The following is a 12,409-nucleotide window of genomic DNA, read 5'->3' on the forward strand; positions in this document are numbered from 1 at the left end:
CCGCGTACAGGCAATCCAGCATCGAACCATAGGAAAGCCTTGGAGATGACGATGCGGGATTGGCTGCGAGTGGCGGTGGGATTGGTTTTGGTGGCTGGAACACTCGATCTTCGCGCACAGAGCGTGACGGCTGTGCCGCAACTCGACCACGCCCGTTACGCCGGGACCTGGTATGCGATTGCGGGTTACCCCAGCAAGCGCCTCAAGCGGTGTGCAAGTGATGTGACGCAACTGGTGGCCGAAGCGGACAAGGCCAGCCAGCTTCAGTTCGTCGAGGCGTGCAAGGTGAAGGCCGGCTTCTATGATGCGAACAACATCACCGCGAAGGCGCAGGATAAGAAGGTCCTGGACGGTCGATTCAAGATCACGACGCTATGGCCGTTCACACGGAAATACTGGGTATTTGCGCTGGCCCCGGACTATAGCTGGTCGCTGAGCGGAAGCCCGAATCGCAAGGAGCTCTGGGTGTTCTCGCGTACCCCCACGATGAGTGATGCGACCCTGGCTGAGATCAAGGCCAAGGCGGATGCGATGGGGTTCAGCTCGGCCAAGCTGGTGATGATGCCGCAGAGCGGGCATTGAGCGGCAGGGAAAAGGCAGACGCTTGAGCGCCTGCCCTTTGTCTCTTGCGTCGCTTACGCCGTGATACGTTCCCATGGCTGCATGACTTTCACCGACTTCATCCCGGCAGCGGTCGCCGACTGAATCCCCATCTCGGTGTCTTCGAAGACGAGGCACAGCTTCGGGTCGACGCCCAGCTTCTCCGCCGCCAGCAGGAACGGCTCCGGATCTGGCTTGCCGTTCACATACTCGCCCGCGCAGACCAGCGTGTCGAACTTGTCGAGGATGCCGAGTATCTCGAGCGACTTCACCACGCTCTCGCGGGTCGAGCCGGAGACGACGGCGAAGGGAATCTTGCCGTGGGTCGCATGGACATGCTCCAGCACCTCGGGCACGGCCTTCAGGTCGCCGAGCATCTCGTAGTAGAGGCCTTCCTTGCGGTGGTGCAGCTCTTCGACCGGCATGTTGACGCCATGCATCTCGTTCAGCGAACGGATGATCTCGACCACCGGCATGCCGCCCCACGCGTAAAAAAGCTTCTCTTCGAAGTTCACGTTCCACTCGCCGAGCGCCTTCTTCCAGGCGACATAGTGCAGCGGCATCGAGTCGACGATGGTGCCGTCGCAGTCAAACAGATAGGCCGCAAACGGACCTTCGGGCAGTTCCAGCAACATCAGTCTTCTCCAATCTTCAATACGGCGAGGAACGCTTCCTGCGGGATATCGACCTTGCCGATCCGCTTCATGCGTTTCTTGCCTTCCTTCTGCTTGTCGAGCAGCTTGCGTTTCCGGCTGATGTCGCCGCCGTAGCACTTCGCGATCACGTTCTTGCGGATGGCGGTAACGGTCGAGCGCGCGATAACCTTCGCGCCGATGGCGGCCTGGATCGCGACCTCGAACATCTGCCGCGGGATCAGCTCACGCATCTTTTCCACGAGCACCTTGCCGCGGTCGTACGCGAAGTCACGGTGCACGATGATCGAGAGCGCATCGACTGGCTCGCCGCCGATGAGGATGTCCATCTTCACCATCGGCGAGACCCACATGCCGGCCAGGTTGTAGTCGAGCGAAGCATAGCCGCGCGAGACGCTCTTCAGGCGGTCGTAGAAGTCCAGCACGATCTCGTTCAGGGGGAGCTCGTAGGTCAGCATCACACGCGTCTCGGAGACGTACTCGATGTTCTGCTGGCGTCCGCGCTTGTCCTCGACGAGCTTCAGGATGTTGCCGACGTACTCCTCGTTGGTGAGGATCTTCGCGATGATCGCGGGCTCCTCGATGCTCTCGATCTCCGTCGGATCCGGCCAGCGCGAGGGGTTGTCCACCTCGAGCACACTACCGTCGGTCATGGTGATCTTGTAGCGCACGCCGGGAGCTGTGGTGATGAGGTCGAGGTCGTACTCGCGCTCCAGACGCTCCTGGATGATCTCCAGATGGAGAAGCCCAAGGAAGCCGCAGCGGAAGCCGAAGCCTAGCGCAGCCGAAGATTCCGGCTCGAACGAGAAGCTTGCATCGTTCAGCCGCAGCTTTTCGAGCGCGTCGCGCAGCATCGCATGTTCATGTGAGTCGACGGTATAGAGACCGGCGAAGACCATGCTCTTGATGTCTTCGAAGCCCGGCAGCATTTCGGCGCAGGGGCGGGAGTCTTCCGTGATGGTGTCGCCGACCTTCGTGTCGGCAACATTCTTGATCGTCGCGACGAAGAATCCGACCTCACCCGCCGAAAGCTCTTCGAGCACGACTGGCTTCGGCGTCATGACGCCCATGCTCTCCACGTCGAAGACCTTGCCGTTGGACATGAGCCGGATCTTCATGCCCTTGCGCAGCTTGCCGTTGATGATCCTGGCCAGCACGATGACGCCTCTGTATGGGTCGAACCAGGAATCGAAGATCAACGCCTGGAGCGGAGCGTTCACATCGCCCTTCGGCGGAGGCAGAAGCGTGACCACGGCCTCCAGGATGGACGCCACGTTCAAACCCGTCTTCGCCGAAACGGCAATCGCATCGTCCGCGGGTAGACCGACCGACTTCTCGATCATGGCCTTGGTGCGTTCAATATCGGCAGAGGGAAGATCGATCTTATTAATGATCGGCAAAATTTCGAGGCCGTTTGAGATGGCGAGATACGCATTCGCCAGCGTCTGCGCCTCCACGCCCTGCGAGGCATCGACCACCAGCAGCGCGCCCTCGCACGAGGCGAGCGACCGCGATACTTCATACGAAAAGTCGACGTGGCCGGGTGTGTCGATCAGGTTCAACTGGTACGTCTCGCCGTCTTCGGCCTTGTACATCATGCGCACCGTATGCGCCTTGATCGTGATGCCGCGCTCGCGTTCGAGATCCATGGCGTCGAGCACCTGCGCCTGCATCTCGCGTGAGGTCAGCGAGCCCGTCATCTCCAGGAGACGGTCGGACAGGGTGCTTTTGCCGTGGTCGATATGCGCAATGATGGCGAAGTTGCGGATGTGGCTTGGATCCATACTCGTGACGAAACCCTCAATCTATAACGATACAGCAGGGAGGAGGCGATTCGACGCCTGTTCCCCGATCCCCGCGCCCTCTTCGCGATCTTTCCCGTCTTACAATCAGGAACGGCATCTGAACACGGATGGATCTGTTTTCTGAGGTAAGCGAATGAGTGAGAGCACGTTTTCCCGGCTGGCCTGGCGCTGGTCCCTTGCGGCCTGTACCTGCGCCCCGCTCGTCTTCCTGGCCGGGTGCCCTGACGACTCCGTAAGCAAGTCTCCCGTGGCCAGCGTGCCCGCCTACGCGACCGCGCCCACCATCCAGCCAGCCGCAGCGGCCGCAACGCCCGCTGCCACGCCGTTGCAGACCCAGGGCGTGCAGAACGCTCAGGACGCGACTGCAAATTATCGTGCGCAGCAGATCATCGCGAACGCCGAGCGGTCCTACAAGTCCGGCGTGGCGAACTACCAGGCGGGCCGTCTTGAAGCAGCGCGCACCGACTTCGACTTCGCCGTGGACGCGATGCTGACCAGCGGCATGGATCTCAAAGGCAACCAGGCACTGGCCGACGAGTTCGACCGGCTGCTGAATGCCGTCAACTCCCTGGAACTCGCAGCGCTGAAGCAGGGCAACGGCTTCTCCGCTCCGGTCGAAGCATCGCCGATCGAGTCCGCAGCCGACCTCACCTTCCCCGCGAACCCAGAACTGACCGCAAAGCTGAAGGGGGAGTTGACGACGGCATCCGATCTCCCGCTCGTTATCAACGATCAGGTCGCGGGCTACATCAACTACTTCGCGAACTCGCCCTCGTTCCATGCGCACATGCTGCGCTCGCTCGAACGCGCCGGCAAGTACAAGGACATGATCCAGAAGATCCTGCGCGAGGAAGGCGTGCCGCAGGACATGATCTATCTCGCCGTCGCCGAGAGCGGCTTCCAGCCGCAGGCTATGAACGGAAGCTCCGGCGCGGGCGGCATGTGGCAGTTCATGCCCACCGGGGCCTATGGACTCAAGCGCAACGGATGGTTCGACGAACGCTTCGATCCGGAGAAGAGCTCACATGCCTATGCGCGGTACATCAAGGCACTGCACAACCAGTTCGGAGACTGGTACCTCGCCATGGCCGCGTACGACTGGGGCCCGGGCAACATCCAGCGCGCCGTAATGCGTACCGGCTACGCGGATTTCTGGGAACTCTACCGGCGCAATGCGATGCCGGCCGAGACGCGCAACTATGTGCCGCAGATTCTGGCCGCGGTCATCATGGCCAAGAACCCCGAGAAGTATGGCCTGGACAAGATGGTGCCGGACGCACCCCTCATCTGGGATACGGTCACCGTCGACTATGCGGTCAGCCTTCCGCTCATCGCGGATGTGACAGGGACCAACGTCTCTGCCATCGTCGCGCTGAATCCGAGCCTTCTGCGCATGACCACGCCGAACGATCAACCGTTTGATCTTCACATTCCCATCGGCACGTCGAAGCTCTACACCGAACGCATGAAGGACATCCCCGAAGAAAAGCGTGCGACATGGCGCTTCCACGAGGCGAAGGCCGGCGAGACGCTCGCCTCCATCGCGAGCGACATGCATGTGCAGGCGAGCGTGCTGGCCGAGGCCAACGAAGTCAGTCTCAGCGCGCCGGTGGAGGAGGGCGATGAGTTCGTCGTCCCGATCGCCGGATCCGTTGCATCCACGCACCCTTCGCGCTACACGACGCGCCGAGGCGACACGTTGATCACGATCGCGGATCGCTTCAATGTATCTCCGGAAGATCTTCGCCGCTGGAACAATCTCTCCTCGAGTGCCGTGCAGGCGGGTCGTTCGCTTGCTGTTGCGGAGCCCGTTCATCTTGCACCTTCGTCGCGAGCCCGCGCTCGTGGACGTGCCTCAAAGGCGCGTGGATCAAGGCGTTCGAGCATATCGCCCACTTCCAACAAGAGCCGTGGCGGAGCTACGAAGACGACGACGAAAGGCGCATCGACGAAGACAAGCGCGAAGCCCGCAGCGAAGAGTGCAAAGAGTTCACCGCATCATCGTTCGTCGAAATGAAATTCAGCATCTGACAAGTAAGGCTCACACGCAAAAAAAGTGTGTGTGCGGTTACTAGCGCATGCTACAGTCGATTGCTAGAATCCCTGCCGTAGATGCAGTACATTTATGCCGAGTATGAAGCGGTGATATGCCGAGTATGAAGCGGTGAGTTGAGCAGCAACAAGGCATTGAGGCAGCACAAAGTTTTGATCGAGACGCTGGATCGAGACCTGAGTGAAAAGGGAGACGAGATGGAACGCGACAACCAGACGGACACGATGAAGTGGCATGCTGCGGCCGATGACGATCAGAATGAAACCGGTCACACCAGCCATAGCTTCGATGATGAGCAGGACGACGAAGAAGAAGAGATCACTCTCACTTCGGACGATGACGAAATGAACGGCGACGAGGAAGACATGGAAGACGAGATCAAGACCGAAATTACCGAGCCCCTACTGCACGAAACTCCGCACACCGAAGAGGCCGATATCCCGGCCGCTCCCGCGACACCCGCCGAAGGCTACACCCCGGCTGAGACCATGGCCACCGAACCTGTCGATGTCGTCCCCGTGCCGACCGTCGGCGAGATTCTGAAGTCGCTTCCCTCCAGCAAGAAGGCGGCAACGAAGAAGACCGTGGCCAAGAAGACTGCGGCGAAGAAGATTGTTCCCGCCAAGAAGGTCGTCGCCAAGAAAGCCGCACCGGTGAAGGCTGCGGCTCCAGCAGTGAAGACTACGGCGAAGAAGGCCACGCCTGCCAAGAAGACGGCAGTTCCGGCCAAGAAAGCAGCCGCGAAGAAGACTGTTCCCGCGAAGACTGTTGCCGCGAAGAAGGTCGCGCCGCTGAAGAAGACCGCGAAGAAGGCTGCAGTCAAGGTCCCCGCGAAGAAGGTTGCGATGCTGAAGAAGGTCGCTGCGAAGTCCACGAAATCTGCCGCGAAGAAGTCGGTTGCTCAGCGCGGCGGTCAGGTTGTCCCTAAGAAGGCAGCCGGCAAAAAGAGCACCGTCAAATCTAAATCCCCATTGAGAGGTATTCCCTTGGCAACAAAGAAAGCAGCAGCGAAGAAGACAGCGGCTCCGGCGAAAAAGACGGTAGCCAAGAAGGCTCCCGCAAAGACACCCGTAAAGGCACCGGCAAAGAAGGTCGTAGCCAAGAAGGTTGCAGCTCCCGTGAAGGCCGCCGCTCCCGCGAAGAAGGTCGTAGCTAAGAAGGTTGTGGCCAAGAAGGTCGCTGCCAAGAAGACCGTCGCGAAGAAGGCTGCCAAGAAGCCCGCTGCCAAGAAGTAAGCCTCTACCTGGCGGCTCGTCCGCCCGAACCGAAAGAAGGCTCGAATTCATTCGATCAATCCGATCGAGAGAATTCGAGCCTTCTTCCATTTAAGAATGAGCTTTGGCGTTATTTTGCCGCTGCGATCGCCGCGAGCACTTCGTCCGAGTGAACCTTCACGTCGACCTTCTCCCAGACCTTGGCGACCTTGCCCGAAGGATCGATGAGGAACGTCTCGCGGTTGGCGAACTTCATCGCGCCCATGCCCTTGACCGGCACGCCATATGCGTCGACGACCTTATGGTCGGGATCCGCAAGCAGCTTGAAGCTGAACGTATCCTTCGAGCACCAGGCCTTGTGGCCTTCCACGGTATCGAGCGAGACGCCCAGCACCACCGCATTGGCGGCATCGTACTTGGCCATGTCGCGCTGGAAGTTATGCGCTTCGATGGTGCATCCGGTCGTCTGGTCCTTGGGGTAGAAGTACAACACCACCCACTTGCCCTTGTAGTCCTTTAGCGAAACCAGCTTGTCTTCCTGCGAGGGCAGGCTGAAGTTCGGTGCGGTGGCACCCGGCTGAATCGTATCGGCTGCCTTGACCTTCAGTACCAGACCACCAGCGGTCACAGCGGCTGCCACGGCGGCGAGCCCCAGGCTTCTGAGCAACAATCCCTTGCGCATATTCGTTCCCTTTCGATTGGGGGCGTGCGGCGGCGAAAGAAAACGCGCTCGGACACCCACGGATATAGTACGCCCGAGAGCGTATATCAGTTGTCACGAACGTGCAGATTTACTCATGCTTCCGCGACAATCGCGATCCCGGCCTCATCCGCCGCTGCGATGATCGCCGCCGGATCGAAGAGCAGCGTGCGCCCCGCCTCGACCGAGAGACAGGTCGCACCCGCTGCGATCATCGTGCGGATCGTAGCCACGCCGATCACCGGCACGTCGAAGCGCATGTCCTGATTGGGCTTGGCGACCTTCACCACGGTCAGCGTCGCGTCCAGCACGCCGCCCGAGCCGCGCAGCAGCTCTCCCGCGCGCGCGATGGTGGCGTCGGTACCCTCCATCGCCTCGACCGCGACACACGCCTGCGAGGCGATCACGACGGTCTGCCCAAGATCGAACCCGGCGATACCCTTCGCAACCGTGCGCCCGTAGGCCACGTCCTTTGTCTCGTTCTCACTCGGGGAACGGCGCGTGAGCACGCCGGCCTTCGCCAGCAGGGGCTCAAGATAAGCCGTCGACGAGATCAGCTCGATTCCCTCATCGCCCAGCACCTTCGCTACCGCGCCGAGGAGCATGTCGGTATTCTTCGTCCGCAGGCTCATCAACAGCTTGGCAAGACGCCAGTCCGGCCGGATCGACGAGAAGATCTGCTTGTGCCGCACCTGCCCCGCCATGGTGGCCCGGGTGACACCCTCGCGCTGGAAGGTCTCAATCAGCTTCGAGAGTTCACCCAGCGAGAGCCAATGCACGATCACCTGCGGGTCAGCCGCAGCCCGTGCCTTCATCTCCAGATCGGCCTCTTCCTTGATCGCTGCCACGACGACGGTCAGCCCATGTGCCCGCGCTGCATCGAGCAGCAAGAACGGAAAGCGCCCATTGCCCGCGATAAGACCAAGGCGTTCTGGCTCATGAGAGACCACGTTACTTGATCACTCCGCGCGTGCTCTCCGCGATGAACTCCACGAAATACCTTACATGCTCCGCGTCGTCCAGCCCGGCGAGCATCTCCCGCATCGCAGCCAGCGCGTCCGTCGTATTCAGCTTCGAGCCCTTCAGCAGCCGGTACGCCTGCCTTAGCCCTTTGATCTGCGCCGGCGTAAACCCACGGCGCTCCAACCCGACCTTGTTCAGGCCATACGCATGGTTGTTGCGCTCAATCGACGTCAGCGAGTACGGCAGCACATCCTGCGTAATCGTCGTGCCGCCACCAATATAGCTGTACTTACCGATCCGGCAGAACTGGTGTACCGGGCACAGCGCCCCAACCACCGCGTAGTCCTCGACGACCACATGCCCAGCCAGCGTGGCGGCATTGGCCAGAATGCACCCGTTGCCGATATGCGAGTCGTGCCCGATATGCGTCAACGTCATGATCAGGCATCCCGAACCGACCGTCGTCACGCCGCCACCACCTACCGTGCCCCGCGAGATCGTCACCGATTCGCGGATCACGTTGTCGTCGCCGATCTCCAGCCGCGTGGGCTCACCCTTGTACTTCAGATCCTGCGGTGAGCAGCCCAGGCTCGTAAACGGATATACCGTGTTCCGCGCACCCAGCGTCGTGTGCCCATCGACGATCACATGCGACACCAGTTCGCACTCCTCGCCAAGAACGACGTTCGCACCGACCGTGCAGAAGGGGCCGATCTTCGCCGACGCCGCGATCTTCGCGCCCGCAGCCACGATGGCGGTCGGGTGAATCATGCCCTCACCCGCGGCACCACCATGCAGGTGACGATGGCCTCGCAAACCACCTTGCCCTCGACCGTGATCTCGCCACGCATCTTCACCGCGCGCGTCCGCCAGTTCATCACCGTAACCTCGATGCGGAGCTGGTCGCCCGGCACCACGGGCCGCTTGAACTTCGCCTCCTCGATGCCGGTGAACACCATCAGCTTCGAGTCGCGGTCTGGAATCTCCTTCAGCAGAAGCGCACCGCCGGTCTGCGCGATCGCCTCAACCATCAACACCCCGGGCATGATCGGGTAATCCGGAAAGTGTCCCTGAAAGTGAGGCTCGTTCATCGTCACGTTCTTGATGGCGACGATGCGTTCCTTGCGCGTCATCTCAACGACGCGATCGATCAGGAGGAACGGGTAGCGATGCGGGAGCAGCGCCATAATCTCGCCGATCTCCATCGTCTGTCTTTCCGGTTGGTCCGGTGCCGGTAGGTTCGTAGTCTCTTCACTCATAGCACCCATGAGTATAAATGCCGCACCTTCTCGACCACTCCAGCGAGCCGCCGTATCGCCCAACAGACGCAGGGGCTTGAACCCCCGATATGCACAGCGCCCCCGAAAACCCGAGAAGCACAGCAGGGAAGATACAACCGGCAAGATCACCGGGCTACAGATTGTCGAAACCTCTCACCTCGCCAACGGCGAACCAAAGAGGACCCCAACAGACGCAGGGGCTTGAACCCCCGATATGCACAGCGCCCCCGAAAACCCGAGAAGCACAGCAGGGGAGGTACAACCGGCAAGATCACCGGGCTACAGATTGTCGAAACCTCTCACCTCGCCAACGGCGAACCGAAGAGGACCCCAACAGACGCAGGGGCTTGAACCCCCGATATACACAGCGCTCTCGAAAACCCGAGAAGCACAGCAGGGGAGATACAACCGGCAGGATCACCGGGCTACAGATTGTCGAAACTCTCACCTCGCCACCGGCGAGCCGAAGAGGACCCCAAAGGCGCAGGGGCTTGAACCCCCGATATGCACAGCACTCTCGAAAACCCGAGAAGCACAGCAGGGGAGATACAACCGGCAAAACACCGGGCTACAGATTGTCGAAACTCTCACCTCGCCACCGGCGAGCCGAAGAGGACCCCAAAGACGCAGGGGCTTGAACCCCCGATATGCACAGCACTCTCGAAGCCGAGAAGCACACGGGGGATCGCATGCCCGGTGACCTGCACCGAACTGCGGGGAGATGTTGAGAGCCTCGTTTGGTGATACCGGATCGTCTCGTCCGAAAGGCGCAGGGGAGCCATCCACCGGCAGCGCTCGACCGGCCAACCCGTCACCAGGACGAGCAAAGGCGCGATCGCGGCCCACACAGGCAGCGGTCTCAAAGCTTTCGAAAGAGCCGTTCCGCATCGTCCGCGGCCGAATCACTCTCAACGCATGTTGTTTTGAAAAGACGGCGAAGACTTCACGCCTGAACTGCTGTTTCGTTCTTCTCGTTCGTAGTTCGGGGTCGAGCTCATCGAGCCTCTCTTCCCCTTGTCAACGCTTCTCAACCTTACGAAGACCCACGCGCCTCCGCAAGGGGCGAAAGGAAGGTGTAAGTCCGAAGCTTTCGCACTTGCGCTTGCACAGCTTCTCCCAACACCCTGTACCCGTTGGGCGAATCGAGTTTTCCTCTGTTGAAAAGCTTCGGATCGCCACCGCAAAAGTTGAACCTCTGCACCACAAGCAGGGCACATCACGACGAACATCTTCGCCTTCTTCGCTTCGTCCGGAGCCAGTGATAGTCTGCGGCGATGAAGCCCATCGCGACCTGTGCTCTCCTGCTCGCCTGTCTCGTCCCGACACATGCCATCCCGCAGCAGGCCGTCCACACCGACGCCCGCGCCAGCGAACTCATCCGCCTGCTGGACCTCAAGCCACTCCCCAAAGAGTCCGGCTTCCTCGGCATCCTCGGCGTCTCCGCCCGAAAGATCCAGATCGACGACCAAACCTTCGCCGTCCAAAGCCAGAACTACTACATGCTCACGCGCGCGGTGCCCATCAACTACCTGCACTGGCTCGCGCCCGACGACACCCACATCCTCATCGAAGGTGGCCCGGTGGATTACTACATCTTCCATCCAGACGGGCGCGTCGAGTTGCGAGTCCTCGGCATGGATCTCGCCAAGGGGGAACGACCTATCGTCGCCGTGCCGGGCGGATGCTGGAAGGCGCTCCGTCTGCACAAAGGCGTGGCCTACGCCCTGATGGCCAACGCGCTCTCCCCGGAGTTCACCCCCGGTCGCGTCAGGATCGGCGCCGGCCCCAGCTTCATCGCCCGGTTCAAAGACAAAGCGCCATGGGCCACCGAATCCGCCCTGCGCGAGATGATCGGTCCGAACTGGCAGCCATAGCTGGCCAGACGGTACCATCAACCCCATGCCCGAGCAGCCTCAACCCCGCTTCGACACCGTCGACGTCCTGCGCGGACTCTCCATCCTCGCCGTCGTCCTCCTCCACACCTGGCTCCGCTTCTTCTTCGGAAGCGTCCACGTCGACGCCAACCTCCCCAAGATGCTCGGTCATCTGCTCTTTCGCAACGGAGGCAACGGCGTCACGGTCTTCTTCGCCATCTCCGGCTTTCTCATCACCTTCACCTCGATGCGCCGCTTCGGGTCGCTCGCGGCGATGCGGCCCCTCACCTTCTACCGCATTCGCTTCGCGCGCATCGCTCCCCTTCTCCTTGCTCTGCTCGCAGTCCTCAGCATCCTGCATCTGGCGCATGTCGAAGGCTTCGTGATCCGGCCCAACGTCGCGACACTTCCCCGCGCGCTGCTCTCCGCCCTCACCTTCCACCTCAACTGGTACGAGTCCTTCCACGGATACCTTCCTGCCAATTGGGACGTCATGTGGTCGCTCTCCATTGAGGAGATGTTCTACCTCTTCTTCCCGCTCGCGTGCGTCGTCCTGCTCCGCCTCCGCGCAGGCCTCTTCGCCTTCATCGCCATCCTCGTGGCCTTTGTCGCGATGGGTCCCTTCGCCCGCACCACCTGGTATGCCTCGAACGAGGTCTGGCGTGAGAACAACTACATCGGCGGCATGAGCGATATCGCCGTCGGATGCCTCGCCGCGCTCCTCGCACATCGCCTTTGGCCCCGCCGCGAAGCCCTTCGGCGCGCTCTCATCCCGGCCCAGATCGCCGGAGCCGCCATCCTCTTCCTCATTGCGCTCTGGCCGTCCAATTGGCCTATCCTGCATCCGGTTCTGCGCTTCCTCGGCAAGAGCGGTCTTGACGACACGCTGCTCTCCCTCGCGGCGAGTCTCGTCATCGTCGCGTCCCTGCTGCGCAACCGTCCCGGACGCCTCTGGACCGCGCCTATCCGCTGGTTCGGACGCCACTCCTATGAGGTCTATCTCACGCACGAGTTCCTGGTCCTCTTTGGCACGGAGCTCTACTTCAAGTACCACCGCGGACCGCTCGCCGCATGGGTTGTCGGCATCCTTCTGCTCACCGCGCCTCTCGGTGGGCTCGTCGCTCGCTTCTTCTCCGAGCCGATGAACCGGCGTCTGCGTCCAAAATTCACACACGCCATCAGGCCAGAAACGCCGTAACCCATAGATTCTCTGCGCTCTCAGCCGTGTCGGGGGAGTACCCAGGCAAGTACACCCCGGCATTTCGCC

At 61.1% G+C, this 12,409-nt stretch carries 12 protein-coding genes; 5 read left to right on the plus strand and 7 right to left on the minus strand.

Annotated elements, in window-relative coordinates:
• Positions 1-45: 45 nt before the first annotated feature.
• Positions 46-582: a lipocalin family protein gene (locus BM400_RS00240; protein ID WP_175528791.1), complete on the plus strand. Its 537-nt coding sequence runs from the start codon at positions 46-48 to the stop codon at positions 580-582.
• A gap of 53 nt (positions 583-635) precedes the next feature.
• On the opposite strand, the gene BM400_RS00245 is transcribed toward BM400_RS00240, so the two are convergent.
• Both BM400_RS00245 and lepA read right to left on the minus strand, forming a co-directional pair.
• Entirely contained in the window at positions 636-1,235 is a 600-nt protein-coding gene (locus tag BM400_RS00245; protein ID WP_089835532.1) for an HAD family hydrolase, read from the minus strand.
• On the minus strand, positions 1,235-3,037 hold the full coding sequence (gene lepA / locus BM400_RS00250; RefSeq protein ID WP_089835534.1) for a translation elongation factor 4: 1,803 nt from the start codon (positions 3,035-3,037) through the stop codon (positions 1,235-1,237). Before lepA ends, BM400_RS00245 begins: the two co-directional genes overlap by 1 nt.
• Positions 3,038-3,191: 154 nt before the next feature.
• Here lepA and BM400_RS00255 point away from each other — a divergent pair, with 154 nt between their 5' ends.
• Positions 3,192-5,075 carry a lytic transglycosylase domain-containing protein gene (locus tag BM400_RS00255; RefSeq protein WP_089835536.1) on the plus strand — a complete coding sequence of 628 codons (1,884 nt, stop codon included), beginning with the start codon at positions 3,192-3,194 and terminating at the stop codon, positions 5,073-5,075.
• Between the two features lie 233 nt (positions 5,076-5,308).
• On the plus strand, positions 5,309-6,346 hold the full coding sequence (locus BM400_RS21845) for a hypothetical protein (protein WP_175528792.1): 1,038 nt from the start codon (positions 5,309-5,311) through the stop codon (positions 6,344-6,346).
• A gap of 109 nt (positions 6,347-6,455) precedes the next feature.
• Here the strand turns inward: BM400_RS21845 and BM400_RS00265 are convergent, their stop codons facing one another.
• The 5 genes from BM400_RS00265 to BM400_RS00285 form a co-directional block, all read right to left on the minus strand.
• On the minus strand, positions 6,456-6,995 hold the full coding sequence (locus BM400_RS00265) for a peroxiredoxin (protein WP_342714536.1): 540 nt from the start codon (positions 6,993-6,995) through the stop codon (positions 6,456-6,458).
• 125 nt (positions 6,996-7,120) lie between these two features.
• A complete protein-coding gene (locus BM400_RS00270) occupies positions 7,121-7,975 on the minus strand; it encodes an LpxI family protein (protein WP_089835541.1) in 855 nt (284 codons plus the stop codon).
• Position 7,976: 1 nt separating this feature from the next.
• Positions 7,977-8,759 (minus strand): acyl-ACP--UDP-N-acetylglucosamine O-acyltransferase, encoded by a 783-nt coding sequence (gene lpxA, locus BM400_RS00275; RefSeq protein ID WP_089835544.1) that lies wholly within the window; start codon positions 8,757-8,759, stop codon positions 7,977-7,979.
• Entirely contained in the window at positions 8,756-9,247 is a 492-nt protein-coding gene (gene fabZ / locus BM400_RS00280) for a 3-hydroxyacyl-ACP dehydratase FabZ (RefSeq protein WP_089835546.1), read from the minus strand. The genes lpxA and fabZ overlap by 4 nt, the downstream gene beginning before the upstream one ends.
• A 608-nt stretch (positions 9,248-9,855) precedes the next feature.
• Positions 9,856-10,116: a hypothetical protein gene (locus BM400_RS00285; RefSeq protein WP_089835549.1), complete on the minus strand. Its 261-nt coding sequence runs from the start codon at positions 10,114-10,116 to the stop codon at positions 9,856-9,858.
• Between the two features lie 426 nt (positions 10,117-10,542).
• Between BM400_RS00285 and BM400_RS00290 the strand changes: the two genes are divergently transcribed.
• Together BM400_RS00290 and BM400_RS00295 are read left to right on the plus strand one after the other, a co-directional pair.
• On the plus strand, positions 10,543-11,142 hold the full coding sequence (locus tag BM400_RS00290) for a cupin domain-containing protein (protein WP_089835551.1): 600 nt from the start codon (positions 10,543-10,545) through the stop codon (positions 11,140-11,142).
• Between the two features lie 25 nt (positions 11,143-11,167).
• The gene (locus BM400_RS00295; RefSeq protein WP_089835553.1) at positions 11,168-12,340 is read left to right on the plus strand and encodes an acyltransferase family protein; all 1,173 of its coding nucleotides are present in this window, start codon (positions 11,168-11,170) and stop codon (positions 12,338-12,340) included.
• Positions 12,341-12,409 lie beyond the last annotated feature (69 nt).

Origin of the sequence: Granulicella pectinivorans (assembly GCF_900114625.1) — a bacterium.
GTDB classification, from domain to species: domain Bacteria; phylum Acidobacteriota; class Terriglobia; order Terriglobales; family Acidobacteriaceae; genus Edaphobacter; species Edaphobacter pectinivorans.

Bases quoted from the DNA above. Each gene is read 5' to 3' on its own strand.
- lpxA (WP_089835544.1), bottom strand. From the start codon at position 8,759: ATGATTCACCCGACCGCCATCGTGGCTGCGGGCGCGAAGATCGCGGCG.
- lepA (WP_089835534.1), bottom strand. From the start codon at position 3,037: ATGGATCCAAGCCACATCCGCAACTTCGCCATCATTGCGCATATCGAC.
- BM400_RS00290 (WP_089835551.1), top strand. From the start codon at position 10,543: ATGAAGCCCATCGCGACCTGTGCTCTCCTGCTCGCCTGTCTCGTCCCG.
- BM400_RS00295 (WP_089835553.1), top strand. From the start codon at position 11,168: ATGCCCGAGCAGCCTCAACCCCGCTTCGACACCGTCGACGTCCTGCGC.
- BM400_RS00255 (WP_089835536.1), top strand. From the start codon at position 3,192: ATGAGTGAGAGCACGTTTTCCCGGCTGGCCTGGCGCTGGTCCCTTGCG.
- BM400_RS00245 (WP_089835532.1), bottom strand. From the start codon at position 1,235: ATGTTGCTGGAACTGCCCGAAGGTCCGTTTGCGGCCTATCTGTTTGAC.
- BM400_RS21845 (WP_175528792.1), top strand. From the start codon at position 5,309: ATGGAACGCGACAACCAGACGGACACGATGAAGTGGCATGCTGCGGCC.
- fabZ (WP_089835546.1), bottom strand. From the start codon at position 9,247: ATGAGTGAAGAGACTACGAACCTACCGGCACCGGACCAACCGGAAAGA.
- BM400_RS00240 (WP_175528791.1), top strand. From the start codon at position 46: ATGACGATGCGGGATTGGCTGCGAGTGGCGGTGGGATTGGTTTTGGTG.